Genomic DNA, 22,429 nt, shown 5'->3' on the forward strand with positions numbered 1-22,429 from the left:
CCAGCTCGCCGGCAGCCGCCGGAAAAGGCGGTTTTTATACCAGCATCCGGCGGCCAACGCAAGGAGTGCTTGCCGCGCCCGACCAGACCCCCTACGATTGCCCTGCCCATCGCTCCAGGGATGAGGGGAGGAGATTATAATGACACAAAGCGTGACTGATTCGGCACGCGACAACATGATCCGCCGCCAGATCCGCCCGTGGAACGTGCTCGAGCCGCGGGTGCTGGAGGTGCTGGAGGAGATCCCCCGAGAAGCGTTCGTGCCGGAGCACCTGCGCGGGATGGCGTACAGCGACCTGCAGCTGCCACTGGGCAACGGCGAGGTCATGATGGAGCCCCGCCTGGAGGGGCGGATGCTCCAGGAACTGGACCCGGCCCCGGGCGAGAAGGCGCTGGAGATCGGCACCGGCAGCGGCTACGTCACCGCCTGTCTGGCCCACCTGTGCGGCCACGTAACCAGCGTCGAGCTCCAAGCCGACCTGCACCGGCAGGCGCAGCAGCGGCTCGGGGCCGCCGGGCTGGGCGAGCAGATCGAGCTGGCCCAGGGCGACGCTGCCAGCGGCTGGCACGATGGCCAGCACTACGACGTGATCGCCGTCACTGGCTCCCTGCCGGAGCTCCACGACGGCTTCCACAGCTCGCTGACCATCGGCGGGCGTCTGTTCGTCATCGTCGGCAGCGGCCCGATGATGGAGGCCCTGCGCATCACGCGCACCGGCCCCAACGCCTGGTCCACCCAGAGCGTCTTCGATACCGCGGTACCGCCGCTGCGCGGCCTGACCAAGAGGAACCCATTCAAGCTTTGAGCGACACCGTGACCGCCCCCAAGGGCCGACGCCGCGGGGCCCGGCCCACCCCGAAGGACGACCGCCTGCTGCAGCTGCGCTTCCTCCATCCGCGCTTCTGGGGGGTGTGGCTGCAGCTGGGTCTGCTGCGGGGCGTGGTGGCCCTGCCCCACCGGGCGCGCATGGCCATCGGCGCCGCGATCGGCGAACTCGCCTGGCATCTGGCGGGGGAGCGGCGCCGGCTGGCCCTGCGCAACCTGGAGCTGAGCTTCCCGGAACTCTCCGCCCAGCGCCGGCAGACCATCGCCCGGGAGAACTTCCGGCTGATGGGCATCGGCGTAGTGGAGACCGCCATGGGCTGGTGGCTGCCCATGGAGCGCATCGCCGAGCTCTTCGAGGTCCACGGCCAAGAGCATCTCGAGGCCGCCCGCGACAGCGGTCGCGGCGTCCTGCTGCTGACCTGCCACATGCTTGGCCTGGAGCTCAGCGGCGCCCGGGTGCGTCAGATCACGCCGTTCAAGGCCCTTTACCGCGAGGACCGCAACCCGCTGGTGGCCACCCTGATCCGGCGCAATCGGCGCCGCCGCATCGAGGATGTGATCTCCAACCAAGACATGCGCGGCATGATCCGCGCGCTCAAGGGCGGCGACATCATCTGGTACGCGCCGGACGAGAACATCGCCCCGCGGCGCGGCGGCATCTTCGCGCCGTTTTTCGGCATCCAGGCGGCCACCACACCAGCCACCGCGCGACTGGCCGAGCGCACCGACTGCATCGTGCTGCCCTACTACCCGCAGCGGCTGCCGGGTGGGCGCTACCGGCTGGTCTTCGAGCCGCCACTGGAGGCCTTCCCCAGCGGCGACATCCACGCCGACACCGCGCGCATCAACCAACTGATCGAGCGATGGATCCGGCACCAGCCGGAGCAGTACTTCTGGGTACGTAAACGCTTCAAATCCCGACCCGAGGGTGAGCCCCCGCGCTACTGAACCGATGCTCAAACCCGTCTATACCGCCCTGCTCTACGGCCTGTCACCGCTGATCTGGCGGTGGCTGGTGCGCAGCACTCGCCAGCGCGGCGGCGCCCGCATGCGCCGCGAGCGCCGCGGATACTACGGACTGACCGAGACGGACCAGCCGCTGTGGCTGCACTGCGCCTCGGTAGGCGAGGTGCGCACCGCAGCCCCGCTGGTCCACGCCCTCGCCGCGCGCCGACCCGGGCTGCCACTGCTGGTCACCACGGCCACCGCCACCGGCGCCGAGACCGCTGCCCACGTACTGCCCGCCGCCACCCGCCACGCCTACCTGCCACTGGACTGGCCCGGGGCGGTGCGCCGCTTTCTGGACACCTTCCAGCCGCGCGCGGCGGTGATCCTGGAGACGGAGATCTGGCCGAATCTCTATGCCGCCACCGCACGGCGAAGCATCCCGCTGCTGCTGGCCAACGCCCGGCTCTCCGATCGCACCGTCGAGGGGGCCGCGGTGATCCGGCGACTGCAGGGCAAGGCCCTGGCCCACGTCGATCTCATCCTGGCCCGCAGCACCCTGGACGCCCGGCGCTTCGCCGGCTTCGGCGTCCCCGCCGAGCGTCTGCACACCCTCGGCAGCCTGAAACTGGCCCCGCCGATCACCCCACCCCCGGAGCCGTTCGCCTTCCGGCGCCCGGCACTGGTGGCCGCCTCGACCCATGATGATGAGGAGATCCGCATCGCCAATTGCTGGGCCGAGGCGCGCAGGGAGCGGGACGTGCCGCAGCTGCTGGTCATCGTCCCGCGCCACCCAGAGCGCGGGCCGGCGATCCGTCAGTCGCTGCAGCAGGCCGGTTTCCGGGTGGCGCTGCGCTCGGCCGGCGAGGACTGGCAGTGGGCCGACATCTACGTAGCCGACACCCTGGGGGAGCTGGAGGCCTTTATGGCCGGCGCGGAGACGGTGATCATCGGCGGCTCGCTGATCCGCCGCGGCGGGCAAAACCTGGTGGAGCCGGCCCGGCTGGGCAAGCCCATCCTGTTCGGGCCGCACATGAGCAACTTTGCCGAAGAGTCGGAGCGGTTGCTGGCCGCCGGCGGGGCGCAGCGGTTCTTCGATGAGACCGACCTGCGCCACGCCATCGCCGAGCTGGCACAGGATCCCCGGACCCGCCGGGAGATGGGCGAGCAGGCGGCAGCCACGGTGCAGGCGGCGCAGGACACCGCCGGCCTCTACGCCGACGCCATCCTCGCCCACGTTGAGTCGCGCGCCGGAGCGCCGCCGACCGGGGACTAACCCGGCGGTTCGGCGCGGAACGGCGGGCAGCGCTGGGGGCGTAGTACCCCGCGGATACGCGGATAGCAGGGCAGTCCGCGCTCGAACGGCGGATAGTCCTCGCCCTCGATCAGCGGTCGCAGGTAGTCGCGACAGGCGGCGGTGATGCCGTAGCCGTCCGGCGAGATGAACGAGGGCGGCAACCCGCGCTCGATGCTCGCCACCTCCTCGAGCGGTACCCGGTCGATGGACCAGCGATACGGCTGGTCCGATTCACGGCGGATCACCGGCATGAAGCCATGCCGGCCGGCCACCACCCCTTCCACGGCAGCCCGCCCGACGGCGTAGGCCTGCTCGACATCGGTGCGCGAGGCCAGATGCCGGGCCGCCCGCTGAATGTAGTCCACCACCGACCAGTGCAGCTTGTGCCCCGTCTCCTGGCGGATGATCTCGGCGAGCCGCGGCGCCACGCCGCCGAGCTGCGTATAGGCGTAGATGTCATGGCTCTGCGCCACCGAGAACAGGGAGCCATCCGGGTTCTTCAGCCCCTCTGAGGCAACCACCACGCAGTAGCCGTGGGTGCGGATCGCCATCTGCAGCTGGGTCAGGAAGTCACCCAGATCGAAGGGGCTCTCGGGGAAGAGGATCAGCATTGGCGGCCGGCCGTCATACTCCTGAGCCAGTGCCGCCGCCGCCGCCAACCACCCGGCGTGACGCCCCATCACCTCGAGGATGAAGACCCGGGTCGAGGTGGTGTGGGCCGACTCGACGTCGAGGCTTGCCTCGCGGACCACGGTGGCGATGAACTTCGCCGCCGACCCGAACCCAGGGCTGGTATCCGTCATGCCCAGGTCATTGTCGATGGTCTTGGGCACACCGACGGCGGTGATGGGGTAACCGAGTTCATCGCCGATGCGCGCGACCTTGTGGGCGGTATCCATGGAGCCGCCACCGCCGTTGTAGAAGAAGTAGCCGATGTCGTGGGCGTGGAAGACCTCCACCAGGCGCTCGTACTGCGCCCGGTCCGCGTGGAGATCGCCGAGGTCGAAGCGGCACGACCCGAACGCGCCACCGGGCGTGTGGCGCAGCGCGGCGAGAGTCAGCGGATCCTCCTCGTCGAGGTCGATGATCTCCTCCTCGAGCACCCCGAGGATCCCGTTGCGGGCCGCATAGCAGGTGCCGAAATGGGCCGGATGGCCGCGCACCGCCTCGATGACGCCCCAGGCGCTGGCGTTGATGACCGCCGAGACGCCGCCGGACTGAGCATATAGTGCGTTCTTTGGCATGCGATCAGACTTGTGTGTTGACGCTTATGGGCTTGCGCACCAATGTACCGGAGGAATGCGCCGAACGCTTGCCGCCGCCGCGCCATCGGCGGCGGATGTCCTCGGTTGATATTAAAGAAGCCATGGAAACCGCACGCCAGGGGAGAAAACCATGCACATCGGTACGACTCTGACCAACTACATCATCGAGACGCAGCGCAACCTGCCGGAGGCCACCGGCGAATTCACCGGCCTGCTCAACGACATCTCCGTCGCCTGCAAGCGCATCGCGGACCTGGTCAACAAGGGCGACCTGGTCGGCATGCTTGGGTCGGCGGACTCGGAGAACGTCCAGGGCGAGACCCAGAAGAAGCTCGACGTGGTCACCAACGAGGTCTTCATCGAGGCCCTGACCCAGAACGGCCACATCGCCGGGCTCGTCTCCGAGGAGATGGACGACATCTACCCCCTGCCCAACCCGTCCCAGCGGGGCCGCTACCTGCTGCTGTGCGATCCGCTCGACGGCTCGTCGAACATCGACGTGAACGTCTCCGTGGGCACGATCTTCTCCATCGTCCGCGCCCCGCAGGGCAGCGAAAAGCCCTCGACCGGGGACTTCCTCCAGCGCGGCACGGAGCAGGTGGCCGCCGGCTACTGCCTCTACGGGCCGTCAACGATCCTGGTGCTCGCGGTCAAGGGCCAGGGCGTGCAGATGTTCACGCTCAACCGCGACTTCGGCGAGTTCATCCTTACCCGCAAGGACGTGCAGATCCCGGAGGACACCAAGGAATTCGCCATCAACGTCTCCAACCAGCGTCACTGGGAGGAACCGGTCCAGCGCTACATCGATGAGTGCCTCCAGGGCAAGGAGGGGCCGCGGGGCAAGGACTTCAACATGCGCTGGGTGGCCTCGATGGTCGCCGAGGTCCACCGCATCCTCTGCCGCGGGGGGGTGTTCATGTACCCGCTCGACGCCAAGATCAAGGCCAAGGGACAAAGCGGCCGCCTGCGCCTGATGTACGAGGCCAATCCCATGAGCCTCATCGTCGAGCAGGCCGGCGGCGCCGCGACCACCGGCCGGCAGCGGATCCTTGAGCTCGATCCGACCGACATCCACGAGCGGGCACCGGTGGTCCTCGGCTCCAAAAACGAGGTGGAGCAGGTTACTAGCTACCACCGGGAGGGCTGACGCGCGCCCGAACCGGACGCCCTGCGCCCCGCCCGGAGGCGCAGGGCGTTCACGCCCAGTCGCGGGGGACCAGATACGCCTCCGTCAGACGGGCCTCCGGACTCCCGGGTTCTGGCTCAAAGCCGTACTCCCAGCGCACCCGGGGCGGCAGCGACATCAGGATCGATTCGGTCCGCCCCTCCGACTGGATCCCGAACCGGGTCCCGCGATCCTGCAGGAGGTTGAACTCCACGTACCGGCCCCGCCGGTAGAGCTGGAACTCCCGCTCGCGCTCACCGTAGGGATGGTCGCGGCGGGACTCGACGATGGGACCGTAGCCGTCCAGGAACGCCCCACCTACCGCCTGCACGAAGCGGAAGCTCGCCTCGAACCCCCAGTCGTTGAGATCGTCGAAGAACAGCCCGCCGATGCCGCGCTGCTCATCGCGGTGGGGCAGCCGGAAGTACTCGTCGCACCAGCGCTTGAACGTCGGATAGACGGTTTCGCCGAACGGCTCGCAGGCCGCCCGGGCCTGGCGGTGGAAGTGGCGGCAGTCGTCGTCGAAGGGGTAGTACGGGGTCAGATCGAAGCCGCCGCCGAACCACCACTGGGCGCCGCAACCCGGCTCGCCGGCGACGAACAGGCGCAGGTTAGCGTGGGTGGTCGGCACATACGGGTTCCACGGGTGCAGCACCAGCGATACACCCACCGCCTCGTAGGGCTGGCCGGCCAGATCAGCGCGTCGCTCGGTGGCCGTATCGGGCAGCGCATCGCCCCGGACGTGGGAGAAATTCACCCCACCCTGCTCGATCACCCGCCCGCCCTTGAGCACGCGGCTCTCGCCGCCACCGCCTCCGGGGCGCTGCCAGCGGTCGGCGTGGAAGGCACCGCGTCCGTCCCAGCTCTCGATGGCTCTGCAGACCCGCCCCTGCCAGGTCACCAGCCAATCGTGCACACGCTGCAGGCCGTCAGCCGGCATCGCATCCGTCATTCCACGCTCCGTTCCAGGCAGGCGTAGAAGAAACCGTCCATGCCCTGTTCGCCGGGCAGGATCTGGCACCCGGCGCCGGTGCGGCGGCCAACCGCCGGCAACGGTCCCCGCGAGGCGTCGGGCTGCTCGGCCAGGAACCCGGCCACCACCGCTTCGTTCTCTTCGGGAAAGATCGAGCAGGTGGCGTAGACCAGCCGCCCGCCCGGCGCCAGGACCCGCCAAAGGGCGTCGAGCAGCTGGCGCTGCGCCGGGGCCATGCGCGCCGGATCGTCGGCCCGGCGCAGCCATTTGATATCGGGGTGGCGGCGGATCACGCCGCTGCCCGTACACGGAGCGTCGAGGAGGATGCGCTGAAACGGCTCGCCGTCCCACCAGGCATCGGGATTGGCGGCGTCGGCGGCCACGCAGTGGGCCTCGTGGCCGGCGCGGGCGAGGTTGTCGCGCACCTGCCGCAGCCGGCGCGCCGAGCGGTCGAGTGCGGTCACCGTCGCCGCCGGGGCGTGTTCGAGCAGGTGCACCGTCTTGCCGCCGGGGGCGGCACAGGCGTCGAGCACGCGATCGCCGGGCTGCGGGTCGAGCAGGGGGGCAGCGAGCTGCGCGGCCTCGTCCTGCACCGATAGCCACCCCTCGGCGAACCCGGGCAGGCGGGCCACAGGTACCGGATCGTCGAGAATCACCGCGGTGGGTGCGACGGCCCCGGGCTGTGCCGCGACCCCGCGCTCGGCCAGCGCTTCCAGGCACGCCGGGCGGGGGATACGGGCGCGGTCCACGCGCAGGGTCATCGGCGGGTGGGCATTGCCGGCCTCGGCCACCGCGGGCCAATCCTCCGGCCAGGCGCCACGCAGGTGCTCGGCCAGCCAGCCCGGGAGTGCGTACCGCGTGGCCTCGTCCGTCGGCAGGGGCGGAGTGGCCTTGTGCAGCTTGCGCAGTACGGCATTCACCATGCCGGCGGCCCGGGCCCGACGCAGCCTGCGCGCCGCGTCGACGGACTCCGAGACCGCCGCGTGGGCCGGTGTGGCAAGCCCCTGGGCCTCCCACGCACCAAGCACCAGCAGAGCGCGCAGCAGCGGATCCCGTCGCCAGTCATCGCGGGGGGTGAGGGTGGCCACCTGGGCCTCCAGCCGGGTCAGCCAGCGCAGCGCCCCGTAGACCAGCGCCTGGAGCAGCGGCCGGTCGCGCTCGGCGACGCGGGTGAACTGCCCCTCAAGGGCCTCGTCCAGGGTCTCGCCGCGCTCCAGCACCCGCTCGAGGACGTGCACCGCGGCCACCCGCGGAGGGGTACTCACTGAACGCGCTCTCCCGGCGCCAGGCGGCGCCCGTTGAGGTAATCGGCAGCGCTCTGCTCACGGCCACCGGCTGGCTTAAGCCGCGTGATACACAGCCGCCCCTCGCCGGTGGCGACCTCGATGCCACTGCCACTGGCCGCCGCCACGGTACCGGCCTGATCGTCGGGGCGGCCGGGGCAAGCCCGCGCCGCCAGCACCCGCACCTGCGTCCCCCCCAGATGGATCCGCGCCCCGGGCACCGGCGCCAGTGCGCGCACGCGGCGTTCCAGCTGTTCCGCCGGCTCGGCGGGGTCGAGCCAGCTCTCGGCCTGGGTCAGCTTGGCGGCGTAGGTGGCGCCCTCCTCGGATTGGGGCTCCGGGGTGATGGCTCCGGCCAGGATGTCCGCCAGGTGCGCGACCAGCAGGTCGGCGCCGATCCGGGCCAGTCGATCGTGGAGGGACCCGGCGGTCTCGTCGGCGCTGATGGGAGTCCCCTCGCGGGCGAGCATCGGTCCGGTATCCAGGCCCTCGTCCATCTGCATCAGGGTCACGCCGGTCTGCTCGTCGCCGGCGAGCAGGGCGCGCTGGATGGGCGCCGCCCCCCGCCAGCGCGGCAGCAGCGAGGCGTGGACATTCACGCACCCGCAGCGTGGTGCATCCAGCACGTTGCGCCGCAGGATCTGGCCGTAGGCCACCACCACCATCAGGTCGGGTGCCAGCTCACGGATCCGCGCTGCCTCCTCGTCGCCGAGGCGCTCGGGCTGGTGAACGGTCAGCCCGTGCCGGTCGGCGGCACGCTTGACCGGCGGCGGCGTCAGCCGGCGTCCCCGACCGGCGGGGCGATCAGGCTGGGTGAAAACAGCCACCGGCGGCACGCCGGCCTCGACCAGAGCATCGAGGCCGGGCACCGCGAACTCCGGCGTTCCCGCAAAGATGATCCGTGCCGCCATCAGCCCGCCGCGCTGAACCGCTCACGCTTCTCCATACGCTTGCGCACCCGCTTGCGCTTGAGCTCGGAGAGGTAATCGATGAACAGCCGACCTTCGAGGTGGTCGATCTCGTGCTGCAGGCAGACGGCCAGGGTGCCCTCAGCCTCGTCCTCGACCACCCGGCCATCGCGCTCCAGCGCCCGGTAACGCACCCGCGTTGCCCGCGCAACGTCGTCGTAGTAGCCCGGAATGGACAGGCACCCCTCCTCGCCACTGGCCTCACCGGTGGCCTCGAGGATTTCCGGATTGACCAGCACCCGCGGCTCGTCGCGCTCCTCGGAGACGTCGATCACCACCACCCGCCGGCGGTCCCCCACCTGCGTGGCGGCCAGCCCGATGCCGCGAGCCTCGTACATGGTTTCAAGCATGTCGTCTGCCAGACGGCGGACGGCGTCATCGACCTCCGCGACGGGCTCGGCCCGCTCGCGGAGGCGGGGGTCAGGGTAAACAAGGATATCGAGGAGGGCCATGAGCGATGCTGCGCCTATTGTTGAGTGACGCATCGATTGTAACGCACCGGCGCACGGAGGGCAGCCACAACCTGGAATGCTTCTACGGCGCATCCGAGAACCGCTTCCGCAGCAACCCCGCCCTTGCGCCCGCCCGCCGCCGCCGGGCAACGTATCGGTCCCTTGCCAAGGACGGTGAGCAACGACATGGACGACGACACCTACCACGCCCTCGCCCTGGCGCGGGTTCCCGGCGTGGGCCCGCGCACCTGGTCCCGGCTGATGGCGGCCTTCGGCGGGCCGGAGGCGGTCTTCCGGGCCGGGCGCAGCGCCCTGCGCAGTCTGGGTCTCGACGCCACCACGGAGGCCGGTATCCTCGCCCCGGACTGGGCCGCCGCCCGGGCCGATGCCCGCTGGCTGGACGGCCCGGGGGCGCGCCACCTACTGCGCCTGGCGCGGCCGGGCTACCCGGGGCAGCTGGCCGAGATCCCCGACCCGCCACCGCTACTGTTCGTCGCCGGCGACCCGGCGACCCTGCACCACCCTCAGGTGGCCATCGTCGGCAGCCGCCACGCCACCGCCGCCGGGCGCGACCTGGCCCACGACCTGGCCGCAGGCCTGGCACGAGCCGGGGTCGCCACCACCAGTGGCCTGGCCACAGGCATCGATGCCGCTGCCCACCGCGGTGCCCTGGAGGCTGGCGGCACCACGCTGGCGGTCGTCGGCACCGGCCCGGACCGGATCTATCCGGCCCGCCACCGCCGCCTCCACGCCAGGATCCTCGCCTCCGGCGCCGTCCTCGGCGAGCTGCCCCCCGGCTGCGGACCGCTGGCGGCCCACTTCCCGCGGCGCAACCGCATCGTCAGCGGCCTGTCGCTGGGGGTGGTGGTCGTTCAGGCCGGCCGCCACAGCGGCTCGCTGATCACCGCCCGGCTCGCCGCCGAACAGGGCCGCGAGGTCTTCGCCGTACCCGGATCCATCCACGACCCGTTGGCCCGCGGGTGCCATGCGCTTCTGCGGGAGGGTGCCAAGCTGGTAGAATCGGTGGACGATATCCTGGAAGAACTCCCGGGCACGGTCGGCAGCGCCCCCGTGAACGCCCCCTCGGATTCGACCAGTCCAGCCGCGGATCCGGACGAGGCGCGCATCCTCGCGGCCCTCGGCCACGATCCGCTCACCCTCGACACCCTCCAGCAGCGGTCTGGATTGACGCTCGATAGGCTTTCATCCATTCTGCTAACCATGGAGCTGAAAGGCCTGGTGACTGCGATACCCGGGGGCCGGTATCAGCGGCGCGGGCCAGAGGGCTGAAGATGAAGCAGAACGTTTTCGAAGTCCTGATGTACCTGTTCGAGAACTACCTCTACAACGACGAGGAACCCGGCGATCGGGACTCGCTCGAGAGCGAGCTCCACGAGGCCGGCTTCAGCGCGATGGAGATCCGCAAGGCGTTCGAGTGGCTCGACGCCCTGGCCGACTCCCGCGTACTGCCGGCCGCCCCGTCGGGCAAGTCGTCGATCCGGTTGTTCGGCGAGCCCGAGCTGGCGCGCCTGGACACCGAGACGCGCGGGTTCATTCTCTACCTGGAGCAGGTCGGCATTCTCACCGCGGAAAGTCGCGAGCTGGTGCTCGACCGGATCCTGGCGCTGGATGACCACGAGGTGGATCTCGATACGGTCAAATGGGTCATCCTCATGGTCCTGTTCAATCGCCCCGGCGAGGAAGAGGCGTACAACTGGATGGAGAACCTGATGTTCGACGTCCCGACGCACCTCGTCCACTGACGACGGGTGGCCGCCGCGCCCCGGCGCGGCGGCCGGTTCCACGGCCCGGCACCGCCCTTCGGTCGCCACCCGACCGCCCTCCTCTACATACACGAACGGCTCTGCATGGGTAAAAGCCTCGTCATCGTCGAGTCGCCTGCCAAGGCGCGCACGATCAACAAATACCTGGGTTCCGATTACGAGGTCATGGCCTCCTACGGCCACGTCCGTGACCTCGTCCCCAAGGAGGGGGCGGTGGATCCGTCCAGCGGCTTCGCCATGAAGTACGCGCCCATCGACAAGAACCAGAAACACGTCGATGCCATCGCCAAGGCGGCCCGGAAAGCCGATGCCCTCTACCTGGCCACCGACCCGGACCGCGAGGGCGAGGCCATCTCCTGGCACCTGGTGGAGCTGCTCCGCGACAAGGGGATCCTGGACGGCAAGCCGGTCTACCGGGTGGTCTTTCACGAGATCACCAAGGGCGCCATCCAGGAGGCCATGGACCACCCGCGGGACATCTCCGAGGAGCTGGTCAACGCCCAGCAGGCCCGCCGCGCCCTGGACTACCTGGTCGGGTTCAACCTCTCGCCGCTGCTCTGGCGCAAGATCACCAGCGGCCTCTCCGCCGGGCGTGTGCAAAGCCCCGCGCTGCGCATGATCTGCGAGCGTGAGACCGAGATCGAGCAGTTCGAGCCCCAGGAGTACTGGAGCGTCGAGGCGGATGCGGCCAAGGCGCAGCAGCCCTTCGTGGCCAAGCTCTCGCAACTCCACGGCGAGAAGGTCCGCCAGTTCACCATCACCGACGAGGCCCACGCGCAGGAAGTGGACCGCACGCTGCGCGAGGCGGCCCGGGCCCAGGCGGACCCGTCCCGGCTGGGCCCCGTCGGCGATGGCGACACCGAGGTCATCGGGACGCTGCGGGTCGCCTCGGTGGAGCGCAAGCAGCGCCGCCGCAATCCGGCAGCACCGTTCATCACTTCGACCCTGCAGCAGGAGGCATCGCGCAAGCTCGGCTTCACCGCCAGCCGGACCATGCGCATCGCCCAGCAGCTCTACGAGGGCATCGACGTCGGCGAGGGCAGCGCCGTCGGCCTGATCACCTACATGCGGACCGACTCCGTGAACCTCTCCGGCGAGGCGATCACCGAGATGCGCCAGGCGATCACGGATCGCTACGGGGCCGACAGGCTCCCGGACAAGGCGCAGGTCTACAAGACCCGCTCGAAGAATGCCCAGGAGGCCCACGAGGCCATCCGGCCCACGTCGGCGGCACGCCACCCGGACGATGTGCGTGCCTACCTCAACGACGAGCAGCGCAAGCTCTACGACCTCATCTGGAAGCGGGCGGTCGCCTCGCAGATGAAGCACGCCACCATCCACACGGTGGCCGTCGACCTGGCCGCGGACGCCGACGCCCGCCACCTGCTGCGGGCCACCGGCTCCACGGTGGCCGATCCGGGCTTCATGGTCGTCTACCGCGAAGGCAGTGACGACGGCAAGGACGACTCCGGCGAGAAGTTCCTCCCGGAGCTCGAGGAAGGCGAGCAGGTGGAGCTACACGCCATCCGCGCCGAGCAGCACTTCACTGAGCCGCCGCCGCGCTACACCGAGGCTAGCCTGGTGCGCGCCCTGGAGGAGTACGGCATCGGCCGGCCGTCCACCTACGCCTCGATCATCTCCACGCTGCAGAACCGCAACTACGTGGAGATGGACGGCAAGCGCTTCATCCCCACCGACATCGGGCGCACGGTTAACAAGTTCCTCACCGAGCACTTTGACCGTTATGTCGACTACGACTTCACCGCCCGGCTCGAGGACGACTTGGACGCCATCTCCCGCGGCGAGCAGGACTGGGTGCCGGTCCTCGAGGCGTTCTGGGAGCCCTTCCGCGAGCGGGTCGAGGAGAAGAAGAACGTCTCGCGCCAGGAGGCCGTCCAGGCCCGCGAACTCGGCACCGACCCGAAGACCGGCAAGCCGGTGACGGTACGCATCGGCCGCTACGGGCCGTTCGCCCAGCTCGGCTCCCGGGACGACGACGAGAAGCCGCGCTTCGCCGGCCTGCGCCCCGGTCAGAGCATCGACACGATCACCCTCGATGAGGCCCTGCAGCTGTTCAAGCTGCCGCGGGATATGGGCGAGACCGAGGAGGGCGAAGACGTACAGGTCAGCATCGGCCGCTTCGGCCCCTACGTGCGCTACGGCAAGAAGTTCGTCTCCATCCCCAAGGACGAGGACCCGTACACCATTACCAAGGAGCGGGCCCACGAGCTGGTCCGGGAGAAGAAACAGGCCGACGCCAACCGGATCATCCACGACTTCGGCGACGGGATTCAGATCCTGCGCGGGCGCTACGGACCGTACATCACCAACGGCGAGAAGAACGCCAAGGTGCCCAAGGACCGGGAGCCGGACTCGCTCACCCACGAGGAGTGCCAGGAGCTGATCGCCAAGGCACCGGCCCGCAAGGGGCGCCGCGGCGGCACCTCCAAGGGCGGGCGCGGGCGCAGCAAGGCGACTACCTGAGTTCGGCCAGCGGCCAGCGTGGGCGCACGCTGAAGTCGAGATCGTCGCGGTGGCCGGCCTCCAGGCGACGCAAGCCGGTGTAGGCGATCATCGCGGCGTTGTCGGTACACAGCTCCAAGCGCGGGTAGTGGGCGGTGAATCCGCTCGCGCGCCCGGCCTCGTCGAGCCGCTCGCGCAGCCGGGCGTTGGCCCCCACCCCGCCCGAGACCACCAGCCGGCCCGCGCCGGTCTGCTCGAGCGCACGCCGGCACTTGATCACCAGGGTATCCACCACCGCCTCCTGGAATCCGTGGGCGATGTCCGCCCGCCCCCGGGGGTCGTCCCCGGCAGCCTCGACGGCATGCAGGACGGCGGTCTTCAGCCCGCTGAAGCTGAAATCGAGCCCCGGCCGGTCGGTCATCGGCCGCGGCAGGCGCACCGCGCCCGGAGTCCCTTCCGCGGCCAGGCGGGCGATGGACGGACCACCGGGATACGGCAGCTGCAGCAGCCGGGCGGTCTTGTCGAACGCCTCGCCGGCGGCGTCATCCACCGACTCCCCAAGGACGCGGTAGCGGCCAAAGTCCGCCACCTGCACCAGCATGGTATGCCCCCCGGAGACCAACAGGGCCACCAGCGGCATCGCCGGCGGATCCGGCTCGAGCAGCGGAGCCAGCAGATGCCCCTCCATGTGGTGGACGCCGACGGCGGGCAGGCCGCGGGCCCAGGCCAGAGTCCGCGCGAAGGCGGCCCCGACCATCAACGCCCCGGGCAGGCCGGGGCCGCGGGTCCAGGCGACGCCGTCGAGCTCCGCCGGCGTCAGGCCGGCGTCACGCAGCACCCCGTTGACCAACCCGGGCAACTTGCGCACGTGATCCCGTGAGGCCAGCTCCGGCACAACCCCGCCATAAGCGGCATGGTCGACCACCTGGCTGTGCACGGCGTGCGCCAGCAGACCCTCGCGGCGGCAGTAGACCGCCGCGGCGGTTTCGTCACAGGAACTCTCGATACCTAGTACGCGCACAGGGGAGACTCCGATCCGGACGGATTCAGAAAACGGCGGCTCAGCGTCTCAGGTACGCCCCGCTGCGCCCGTCCCGGATGGGGGTGGGGCGCCCCAGCCCGCCCAGCCGACCAGGCACCAGGGCATCGATCCGCGTGCCGAAGTAACGCCGCACCTGCGGTGCGCTCCGAGCGGGCCGCCCGGCCGAGGGGTTGGCGCTGGTGGAGACCAGCGCACCGCCGAAGGCCCGGCACAGGGCCGCGGCCACCGGATGCGCGGTCACCCGCACGGCCACCGTGTCGCGTCCACCACTGACCCACCTCGGCGCCCGGGGCGAGGCCGGCAGCACCCAGGTCATCGGCCCCGGCCAGCTGGCGCGGATCTCCTCGGCCCGCTCCTCCGGCAGCGGTGCCAGGAAGCCGCCGAGCTGCTCCGGCTCGGCGGCGATCAGGATCAGGCCCTGACGCTCGGGACGACCCTTCAGCGCCAGCAGGCGCGCCACGGCGTCGTCGCGCCGCGGATCGCACCCCAGCCCCCAGACCGCCTCGGTGGGATAGGCCACCACCCCACCGCGGCGCAGGACGGCAGCCGCGTGCCCGATCCGGAACGGGCTGCTGCCGGCCGCACGCTCGCTCATGAGCCCGAGGAGCCGATGCGGCTCTCCTCACCGGCGGCGAGCCGGACGATGTTCTCGCGGTGGCGCCAGACGATGGCCACCGTGAGGATGGCCGTCGCCGCGGTGAGCACCGGCGAGCCCGAGAGCCAGAGCATGTAGATCGGCGCCATGGCGAAGGCCACCACGGCGGCCAGCGAGGAGTAGCGGAAGGCGCCGGCCACGGCCAGCCAGGTCACCGCAGTGGCCAGCAGGGCCAGCGGAGACCAGGCCAGGATCACCCCCAGGCCCGTGGCCACACCCTTGCCCCCCTGGAACCGGAAGTAGACCGGGAACAGGTGGCCAAAGAAGGCCGCCAGACCCGCGGCGCTGGCCACCACCGGATCCTCGGTGGCCAGCCAGGCCAGCAGCACCGGGAGCGTCCCCTTGAGCCAGTCGCCAACCAGGGTAATGCCCGCCGGCACCTTGCCGGCCAGGCGCAACACGTTGGTCGCCCCGGGGTTGCCGGAGCCGCCCTGGCGCGGGTCGCCGAGATTCATCACCCGGCAGACCACGATCGCCGAGGAGATGGAACCGATGAGATAACCGATGATTACAAGGATGACATCCAGCATGGCGCAAGTCTCTGTCGATCAGTGGCGCGTTGCAAGTTTCAATCAGCTCCGGGCGGCGCTGCCGCCCTCCACCGTATACCGGAAACGCGGCACGGACGATACGCCTTGCCACGCGGCGCGTTGCCCCTGAAACTCTCGGGCATGACCCGAGACAACCCCGCCCTGGACCTCGACCCGACCGCCCTGGCGATCAGCCACCGCCTGAGCCAGCGCCTGCGTACGGCCATGGACGAGGCCGGCGGTGCGCTGACCTTCGAGGCCTTCATGGACCGGGCCCTGTACGAGCCCGGCCTCGGCTACTATCGCGCCGGCGCGGCCCGTTTCGGTGCCGGGGGCGACTTCGCCACCGCCCCGGAACTCAGCGCGCTGTTCTCCCGCACCCTGGCCCGGCAGGCCGCGGAAATCCTCGACCACCTGGGTGGCGGCGACGTCATCGAGCTCGGCCCGGGCACCGGACGCCTGGCGGCCGCTGCGCTGGCCGAACTCGAGCACCTCGGCCGTCTGCCGCGGCGCTGGCGCATGCTCGAGGTGAGCGCCGCCCTGCGCCAGGAGCAGGAGCAGACCCTCGCCGACCTCGTCCCCCACCTGCTCGAGCGCGTCGAGTGGCTCGAGACGCTGCCCACCGACAGCCCGCGGGCGGTCTGGGTCGCCAACGAGGTCCTCGACGCCCTGCCGGTGCGCCGCTTCGTCAAGCGCGGCGACGGGATCCGCGAGCTCGGCGTGCAGCCCGACGGCGACGGCTTTGCGTGGAGCGAACAGCCCGCCGACACCGAGCTGCAGCGGGCCGTCGCCGCCATCGAGGCACGCCTGGACGCGCCCCTGCCCGAGGGCTACGTCTCTGAGGTCTGCACCCGCCTCCAGCCCTTCCTCCGCGGGCTGTCCGAGGCGCTGCCGCACGGCGTGATGCTGTGGCTCGACTACGGCTACCCCCGCCGCGAGTACTATCTGGCCGAGCGCCACCGCGGCACCCTGCTCTGCCACTTCCGCCACCGGGCCCACGACGATCCGTTTTTTCACCCCGGGCTGCAGGACATCACCGCCTTCGTCGACTTCACGGCGGTGGCCGACGCGGCCCTCGACTGCGGGTTGGAGATCCTCGGCTATGCACCGCAGGGGCCGTTTCTCATGGGCGCCGGCCTTGCCCAGGTCGCCGAGTCGGCCATCGACGGCGCCGATGCGGCCGGCCAGGTGGCCGTCAGCAACGAGGTCCAGCGCATCACCCACCCCGGCGACATGGGGGAGCGGTTCAAGGTGATGGCCCTGGGGCGCGGCTACCATGGCCCGTTGAGCGGCTTCACCCTGGCCGACCGACGCGCCACGCTCTAATCCGGATCCGCCGGCGGCGTGCCGGCGGCCGTCCCGCCGCGCTCCGGGCGCGGGACCTGTGCCATCGCCCGGCAGCGCGCCTCGCGCACCGCTTCGCCCACCTCCGGCCCACGCAGGCCCTGCTCGACGAAGACGCGCGCCGACACCCCGCGGCACGCCTCGAAGGCGTCGCGAAGGAAGGCCCCGGCGGCCCAGTCGGCCACCTCGTTGCCGGCACGGCCGCGGTAGTCCGCCAGGCAGGCCTGGAGGAACGGCTCCAGGCGCTCCGGGCGCCGGAACAGGTCCAGGGCCTCGAAGAGTTCCACCAGCGCCCCGGGGCGCAGCTCCGGCGCGCGGTGGGCGCGCATGTGCCAACGTGTGACCAGGATGGCCAGGTCCCGGCACGCCCGCGGCGCCTTCAGACGCTCGCTGGCCTCCCGCGCCGGCTCGACTCCGGCGGCCTCGTGGCCCGGGTGATGGGGGAGCTCCTCGGCCGGCGTGAGCGCCTTGCCCACATCGTGGAGCAGCACGGCAAAGCGCGCCTCCAGCGGCGCACCGTTGCCCGCCGCGGCGTCTAGGGCCTTGAGGGTGTGGGTGCCGGCATCACCCTCGGGGTGGTACGCAGGCGGCTGCGGCACACCGAACAGGGCATCCACTTCGGGCAGCACGCGGGCCAAGGCGCCGGCCTCACGCAGGACCTCGATCATGCGCCTGGGCGCGGGCTCCATCAGGCCCCGAGCCAGCTCCTGCCACACCCGCTCCGGGACCAGGGCGTCGACCTCGCCAGCATCGACCATGCGCTGGCACAAGGCCATAGTGTCCTCGGCGACGACGAAACCCGCATCGGCGAAACGCGCCGCGAAACGCGCCAGGCGCAGGATGCGCACCGGGTCCTCGGCAAAGGCTTCGGTGACATGGCGCAGCCGACGGGCCTCGAGGTCGGCCCGGCCGCCGAACGGGTCGATGAGGTTGCCCTCGGCATCCTCGGCCATGGCGTTGATGGTCAGATCGCGCCGGGCCAGGTCCTGCTCCAGGGTGACATCCGGCGCCGCGTGGAAGGCGAACCCGTGGTATCCCACCGCCGTCTTGCGCTCGGTGCGCGCCAGGGCGTGCTCCTCGCCGGTCTGCGGGTGGAGGAAGACCGGGAACTCCCGGCCCACCGGGCGATAGCCGGCCGCCTCCATGGCCTCGGGCGTGGCTCCGACCACCACCCAGTCCACCTCGTCCACCGACCGCCCCAGGAGGCGATCGCGGACCGCGCCGCCGACACGATACCGTTGCACGGGCTAGCGACCGGCCTCGCGCCGGGCTTGCTGATACTGCGCCTGCCGCCCGGCCGTGCCCAGGTAGTTTGGTGCGATGGCCTCGAGCGCGTTCGCCTGGATGCCCAGTGCCGCCAGGCCGTCCTCGGCGCAGCAGCTCGGGGTGGCGCTGAGCCGGTACTGATCCAGGGTATACGGTCTGCCGGGCATCCAGCCGAGCACTCGGGCACTGGCCTGGGACAGGCTGTCGTTCAGGCCGACCACCCGGCGGCGCAGGCCGCGCAGCTCGGCGACGTACTCCACCAGCTCGCGCAGGGTATAGATCTGCGGTCCGCAGAGCTCGTAGGCACGCCCGGCCGTACGCGGATTCTCCATGGCGTTGATCACTGCCTGGCCCACGTCGCCGGCGAAGACCGGCTGGAAGCGGGCGTCCGGCGTGGGCAGGAAGAAGACCCCGGGGGCGAAGCGCAGGAGCCCGGCGAAGCGATTCAGGAACCGATCGCCACTGCCGAAGATCACCGACGGTCGCAGCACCGTGGCACCGATCTGCTCCGGATCCGCCGCCCGCACCAGCTGCTCGCCTTCGCCCTTGGTGCGCAGGAACAGGCTGTTGGCGTCCGGGTGCGCGCCGACGGCGCTCATGTGCAGGTAGCGTGGCACGCTGGCCCGGCGAGCGGCGGAAAGCACCCGCCGGGCCAGGTCGACGTGGACCTCGCGATAGGCACCCTCGCGCGGGCCATTGCGGCCGGTGTGGGCACCGGCCAGGTTGATCACGGCGTGGCAACCGCAGAAGTGGCGCACCAGCTGCCGCTCGTCGTGGACGTCGGCCTCGATCAGTCGCAGCCCGGGGAAGGGCAGCAGGTCGCGGCCACGGTAGTAGCGGCGGGTCAGCGCCCGTATCGCGTACCCCCGCCCGGCGAGCCGGTTGGCCACGTGCATCCCGACGAAACCGGTCCCGCCGACGATACAGACGGTCTTCGCGTCCATGAACGGTCTCCTGAAGAACCGAATAACGATCGCTACGGTGCGATACCGTGGCCTTTTATGCGCAACTTTTCAACGACGCCGGGCCACCCCTTGCACCGCGGGCTGATCCCGCCGACACTCGGCCGGTGCTCGAATTGCTGATCTACCTCGGTGCCGGCTGCCTGGCCGGTGCGACCGCCGGGCTGTTCGGGGTCGGCGGCGGGATCGTGGTGGTCCCCGTCCTGCTGCTGGTCTTCCCGGTACTCGGGGTCGCCCCGGCGGTCGCCACCCACCTGGCCATCGGCACCTCGCTGGCTACGGTGGTGGTCACCTCGCTGGGCTCGGCACGCGGCCACTACCGGCTGGGGGCCGTGGACATGCCGCTGTTGCTGCGCCTGGGGGCCGGCATGGTTGCCGGGGCGGTGCTGGGCACGGGGCTGGCTGGCTACCTGGACGGTGTCGCACTGCAGCGACTGTTCGGAACCTTCCTACTGCTGGTCTCGCTCTACATGCTCTCCGGCTGGCAGCCACCGCGGCGCGGTGGTGGCGGGGGGGACGGCGTGCTCGCCGGAGTCGGGGGCGGCATCGGCACCCTGTCGGCCATGGTCGGGGTCAGCGGCGGCACGGTGACCGTCCCGTATCTGGTCTGGCGCGGCCTGGCCATGCACCGGGCGGTGGGCACCTCATCGGCCACCGCGCTCCCGCTGGGGCTGACCGGGGCCCTGGGCTACCTGGTCGTCGGCTGGGGTGAGCCGCAGCTACCCCCGGGAGCCACCGGCTACATCTACTGGCCGGCATTCGCCGGGATCGTCACGGCCAGCCTGCTCGCCTCGTCTCTGGCGGCGCGGCTGGCCCACCGGGTCCCCGCAAGGCGGCTGCGGCGACTGTTCGCGATCCTGCTGCTGTTCGTGGCCCTGCGCCTGCTGCTCAGCTGAGCTAGAACCGAACCCGCACGCCGAGGTGGAGGTTGTTGTCCAGGGTCTGGTTGCTGGCGCTCGACATGTGCAGGCGAAGGTAGCGGAAACCCAGATAGGCGCTGGCCCGAGGGGTGAAGTCCAGCTTGTAACGTATATTCCCCTCGAAGACCCGCTTGGCGCGGCCAAAGGCGGTGATGTTCGGCGCCACATGGCCGCGGATGACCAGCGCCTGGGGCACTTGGGCCGGTATGCTCAATCGCGCGGAACCGCCCAGAGCCAAGGCGCCGACGGTGCGTTCGGGCTCGTCGGCGTAGATGATGTAACCCTTGGCCCCGGCCCCGAACTGAAGCGGGCTGAACCCCTCGGCCGGCGGCCCGGTGACGTGGACGATGCCGCTGAGGGCGACATCCCCGTCGTCGTTGAAGAACAGGCTGCCGCCCAGATCGGCATCCTCGACGTACATCTCCTCGGTGGGCGGGAAGTAGAACCCGACCTCCGCGGCGTCGTCGTGAAGATTGATGTCCAGCTCCCGCGCCATCGGGGCTGTCGCCCAAAGTGCCAGGGCCGCCACCGCCGCGATCCGCTTGATCATGCTCGTCTCCCCGCTGGGGTCTGCCCGCCTGCGCCCATTACAGGGCGTCGCCGCACCGTGGTGCAAGCCTTAATCGAGGGCGAGCTTCTTCTCCAGATAGTGGATGTCGGTCCCGCCGGCGCGGAACGCGGCATCCCCGATGATCTCCTGCTGCAGCGAGATATTGGTGCCGATGCCGCTGACCACGATCTCGGATAGCGCCGTGCGCATGCGGGCCAGCGCGCTGTCCCGGCTCGGACCATGGGTGATCAGCTTGCCGATCATGGAGTCGAAGTACGGCGGCACGGCGTAGCCGGTGTAGACGTGGGAGTCCACACGCACCCCGGGGCCACCCGGGGCGTGGAAGTGGTCGATGGTGCCCGGGCACGGCATCAGGGTCTTCGGATCCTCGGCGTTGATCCGGCACTCCACGGCGTGGCCGCGCACCTGGATGTCCTCCTGGCGCCAGCTCAGCGGCTCGCCCGAGGCGATGCGGATCTGCTCGGCGACCAGATCGCAGCCGGTGACCATCTCGGTGACCGGGTGCTCGACCTGGATCCGGGTGTTCATCTCGATGAAGTAGAACTCGCCGTTCTCGTAGAGGAACTCGAAGGTGCCCGCGCCGCGGTAGCCCATCTGCCGGCACGCCTCGGCGCAGCGCTCGCCGATATCCTGGCGCTGCTTTTCGGTGATCCCCGGCGCCGGCGCCTCCTCGACCACCTTCTGGTGACGCCGCTGCATGGAGCAGTCGCGCTCGCCCAGATGGATGGCGTTGCCGTGGTGGTCTGCGAGCACCTGCACCTCGATATGGCGCGGCTTCTCCAGGTACTTCTCCATGTAGACGGTGCCGTCGCCGAAGGCGTTCTCGGCCTCGCCGCGCGTCAGCGACACGGCATTGAGCAGCGCCGCCTCACTGCGCACCACGCGCATGCCGCGGCCGCCACCGCCGGAGGCCGCCTTGATCATGATCGGATAGCCGATCTCCGAGGCGATACGCAGCGTCTCGTCGGGATCGTCCTCGGGCACCGGACCGTTGGAGCCGGGCACACACGGTACGCCGGCCTCCTTCATGGCGCGGATCGCCGAGACCTTGTCACCCATGGTGCGGATGCTCTCGGCGCGCGGGCCGATGAAGACGAAACCCGACTGCTCCACCCGCTCAGCAAAGTCGGCATTCTCCGAGAGGAAGCCGTAGCCGGGGTGGATGGCGGTGGAGTCGGTCACCTCGGCGGCGGCGATGATCGCCGGGATGTTGAGGTAGCTGTCGCGGACGTTGTTCGGCCCGATGCAGACCGACTCGTCGGCCAGGCGCACGTGCTTGAGCTCGCGATCAGCCGCCGAGTGCACGGCGACACTGCGGATGCCCAGCTCACGGCAGGCGCGCAGGATGCGCAGCGCGATCTCGCCGCGGTTGGCGATGAGGATCTTCTGCATGGTGCTCACTCAGTCGGAGATCAGGAACAGCGGCTGGTCGTACTCGACGGGCTGACCGTTCTCGACCAGAACGGCGGTAATCACCCCGTCGCGGTCGGCCTCGATCTGGTTGAGCATCTTCATTGCCTCGACGATGCACAACGTGTCGCCGGCCTTGACCCGCTGCCCCTCCTCGACGAACGGCTTGGCCGTCGGCGACGGAGCCCGGTAGAAGGTACCGACCATCGGCGAGCGGATCGGCTCGCCCTCCGGCTCATCGTCGCCGGCCTCCTCGGGCTCGGCGGCGCCGGCCGGCGCCGCGGCTGCAGCCGCCGGCGGGGCCGCGGC

The 22,429-nt window shown here is 70.5% G+C and carries 22 protein-coding genes; 9 read left to right on the forward strand and 13 right to left on the reverse strand.

Going from position 1 to position 22,429, the window contains the following annotated elements:
* The first annotated feature begins 151 nt into the window (after positions 1 to 151).
* From CCR79_RS12280 to CCR79_RS12290, 3 genes are read left to right on the forward strand one after another with little or no spacing between them, the layout of a single operon-like run.
* On the forward strand, positions 152 to 805 hold the full coding sequence (locus CCR79_RS12280; protein WP_430654671.1) for a protein-L-isoaspartate O-methyltransferase family protein: 654 nt from the start codon (positions 152 to 154) through the stop codon (positions 803 to 805).
* On the forward strand, positions 802 to 1,773 hold the full coding sequence (gene lpxL, locus CCR79_RS12285; protein ID WP_201173309.1) for an LpxL/LpxP family Kdo(2)-lipid IV(A) lauroyl/palmitoleoyl acyltransferase: 972 nt from the start codon (positions 802 to 804) through the stop codon (positions 1,771 to 1,773). The genes CCR79_RS12280 and lpxL overlap by 4 nt, the downstream gene beginning before the upstream one ends.
* A 4-nt stretch (positions 1,774 to 1,777) precedes the next feature.
* Positions 1,778 to 3,046, forward strand: a complete 1,269-nt coding sequence (locus CCR79_RS12290) for a 3-deoxy-D-manno-octulosonic acid transferase (protein WP_201173323.1) — start codon at positions 1,778 to 1,780, stop codon at positions 3,044 to 3,046.
* Here CCR79_RS12290 and CCR79_RS12295 read toward each other — a convergent pair.
* Complete coding sequence (locus tag CCR79_RS12295; protein WP_201173325.1) at positions 3,043 to 4,311, reverse strand: 6-phosphofructokinase; 1,269 nt, start codon at positions 4,309 to 4,311, stop codon at positions 3,043 to 3,045. The two genes, CCR79_RS12290 and CCR79_RS12295, sit on opposite strands and share 4 nt — an antisense overlap.
* A gap of 151 nt (positions 4,312 to 4,462) precedes the next feature.
* On the opposite strand from CCR79_RS12295, the gene CCR79_RS12300 reads away from it, so the two are divergent.
* On the forward strand, positions 4,463 to 5,479 hold the full coding sequence (locus tag CCR79_RS12300) for a class 1 fructose-bisphosphatase (RefSeq protein WP_201173327.1): 1,017 nt from the start codon (positions 4,463 to 4,465) through the stop codon (positions 5,477 to 5,479).
* Between the two features lie 49 nt (positions 5,480 to 5,528).
* Here CCR79_RS12300 and hemF read toward each other — a convergent pair whose 3' ends face one another.
* From hemF to def, 4 genes are read right to left on the reverse strand one after another with little or no spacing between them, the layout of a single operon-like run.
* Positions 5,529 to 6,449 (reverse strand): oxygen-dependent coproporphyrinogen oxidase, encoded by a 921-nt coding sequence (gene hemF / locus CCR79_RS12305; RefSeq protein ID WP_201173329.1) that lies wholly within the window; start codon positions 6,447 to 6,449, stop codon positions 5,529 to 5,531.
* Entirely contained in the window at positions 6,446 to 7,735 is a 1,290-nt protein-coding gene (rsmB, locus tag CCR79_RS12310; protein ID WP_201173331.1) for a 16S rRNA (cytosine(967)-C(5))-methyltransferase RsmB, read from the reverse strand. The genes hemF and rsmB overlap by 4 nt, the downstream gene beginning before the upstream one ends.
* Complete coding sequence (fmt, locus tag CCR79_RS12315) at positions 7,732 to 8,664, reverse strand: methionyl-tRNA formyltransferase (protein WP_201173333.1); 933 nt, start codon at positions 8,662 to 8,664, stop codon at positions 7,732 to 7,734. Before fmt ends, rsmB begins: the two co-directional genes overlap by 4 nt.
* Positions 8,664 to 9,173: a peptide deformylase gene (def, locus tag CCR79_RS12320; RefSeq protein WP_201173335.1), complete on the reverse strand. Its 510-nt coding sequence runs from the start codon at positions 9,171 to 9,173 to the stop codon at positions 8,664 to 8,666. The genes fmt and def overlap by 1 nt, the downstream gene beginning before the upstream one ends.
* Before the next feature lie 174 nt (positions 9,174 to 9,347).
* On the opposite strand from def, the gene dprA reads away from it, so the two are divergent.
* The 3 genes from dprA to CCR79_RS12335 all read left to right on the forward strand — a co-directional run bounded on the left by dprA (position 9,348) and on the right by CCR79_RS12335 (position 13,441).
* A complete protein-coding gene (gene dprA, locus CCR79_RS12325; RefSeq protein WP_370641510.1) occupies positions 9,348 to 10,463 on the forward strand; it encodes a DNA-processing protein DprA in 1,116 nt (371 codons plus the stop codon).
* 2 nt (positions 10,464 to 10,465) lie between these two features.
* Positions 10,466 to 10,936 carry a DUF494 family protein gene (locus CCR79_RS12330; RefSeq protein WP_011815110.1) on the forward strand — a complete coding sequence of 157 codons (471 nt, stop codon included), beginning with the start codon at positions 10,466 to 10,468 and terminating at the stop codon, positions 10,934 to 10,936.
* Between the two features lie 105 nt (positions 10,937 to 11,041).
* A complete protein-coding gene (locus tag CCR79_RS12335) occupies positions 11,042 to 13,441 on the forward strand; it encodes a DNA topoisomerase I (RefSeq protein ID WP_201173338.1) in 2,400 nt (799 codons plus the stop codon).
* Here CCR79_RS12335 and tsaD read toward each other — a convergent pair.
* From tsaD to plsY, 3 genes are read right to left on the reverse strand one after another with little or no spacing between them, the layout of a single operon-like run.
* Positions 13,434 to 14,441 carry a tRNA (adenosine(37)-N6)-threonylcarbamoyltransferase complex transferase subunit TsaD gene (gene tsaD, locus CCR79_RS12340; protein ID WP_201173341.1) on the reverse strand — a complete coding sequence of 336 codons (1,008 nt, stop codon included), beginning with the start codon at positions 14,439 to 14,441 and terminating at the stop codon, positions 13,434 to 13,436. The genes CCR79_RS12335 and tsaD overlap by 8 nt on opposite strands.
* A 40-nt stretch (positions 14,442 to 14,481) precedes the next feature.
* Positions 14,482 to 15,057, reverse strand: coding sequence for an L-threonylcarbamoyladenylate synthase (locus CCR79_RS12345; RefSeq protein WP_201173347.1), 576 nt, complete (start codon positions 15,055 to 15,057; stop codon positions 14,482 to 14,484).
* Positions 15,054 to 15,647 carry a glycerol-3-phosphate 1-O-acyltransferase PlsY gene (gene plsY / locus CCR79_RS12350; RefSeq protein WP_201173356.1) on the reverse strand — a complete coding sequence of 198 codons (594 nt, stop codon included), beginning with the start codon at positions 15,645 to 15,647 and terminating at the stop codon, positions 15,054 to 15,056. The genes CCR79_RS12345 and plsY overlap by 4 nt, the downstream gene beginning before the upstream one ends.
* Positions 15,648 to 15,788: 141 nt before the next feature.
* On the opposite strand from plsY, the gene CCR79_RS12355 reads away from it, so the two are divergent.
* The gene (locus CCR79_RS12355) at positions 15,789 to 16,973 is read left to right on the forward strand and encodes a class I SAM-dependent methyltransferase (RefSeq protein WP_201173369.1); all 1,185 of its coding nucleotides are present in this window, start codon (positions 15,789 to 15,791) and stop codon (positions 16,971 to 16,973) included.
* Here CCR79_RS12355 and CCR79_RS12360 read toward each other — a convergent pair.
* On the reverse strand, positions 16,970 to 18,235 hold the full coding sequence (locus CCR79_RS12360) for a multifunctional CCA addition/repair protein (RefSeq protein WP_201173378.1): 1,266 nt from the start codon (positions 18,233 to 18,235) through the stop codon (positions 16,970 to 16,972). The genes CCR79_RS12355 and CCR79_RS12360 overlap by 4 nt on opposite strands.
* A 3-nt stretch (positions 18,236 to 18,238) precedes the next feature.
* Complete coding sequence (locus tag CCR79_RS12365) at positions 18,239 to 19,201, reverse strand: complex I NDUFA9 subunit family protein (protein WP_201173381.1); 963 nt, start codon at positions 19,199 to 19,201, stop codon at positions 18,239 to 18,241.
* Between the two features lie 125 nt (positions 19,202 to 19,326).
* Between CCR79_RS12365 and CCR79_RS12370 the strand changes: the two genes are divergently transcribed.
* Positions 19,327 to 20,115 (forward strand): sulfite exporter TauE/SafE family protein, encoded by a 789-nt coding sequence (locus CCR79_RS12370; RefSeq protein WP_345941500.1) that lies wholly within the window; start codon positions 19,327 to 19,329, stop codon positions 20,113 to 20,115.
* A gap of 1 nt (position 20,116) precedes the next feature.
* Here the strand turns inward: CCR79_RS12370 and CCR79_RS12375 are convergent, their stop codons facing one another.
* The 3 genes from CCR79_RS12375 to accB all read right to left on the reverse strand — a co-directional run.
* Entirely contained in the window at positions 20,117 to 20,689 is a 573-nt protein-coding gene (locus tag CCR79_RS12375) for a YfaZ family outer membrane protein (protein ID WP_201173386.1), read from the reverse strand.
* Positions 20,690 to 20,758: 69 nt separating this feature from the next.
* Entirely contained in the window at positions 20,759 to 22,102 is a 1,344-nt protein-coding gene (gene accC / locus CCR79_RS12380; protein ID WP_201173387.1) for an acetyl-CoA carboxylase biotin carboxylase subunit, read from the reverse strand.
* 9 nt (positions 22,103 to 22,111) lie between these two features.
* On the reverse strand, positions 22,112 to 22,429 hold a 318-nt coding region (accB, locus tag CCR79_RS12385), incomplete at its 5' end, for an acetyl-CoA carboxylase biotin carboxyl carrier protein (protein ID WP_242510927.1).

The organism is Halorhodospira halophila, from assembly GCF_016653405.1.
GTDB classification, from domain to species: Bacteria; Pseudomonadota; Gammaproteobacteria; order Nitrococcales; family Halorhodospiraceae; genus Halorhodospira; species Halorhodospira halophila_A.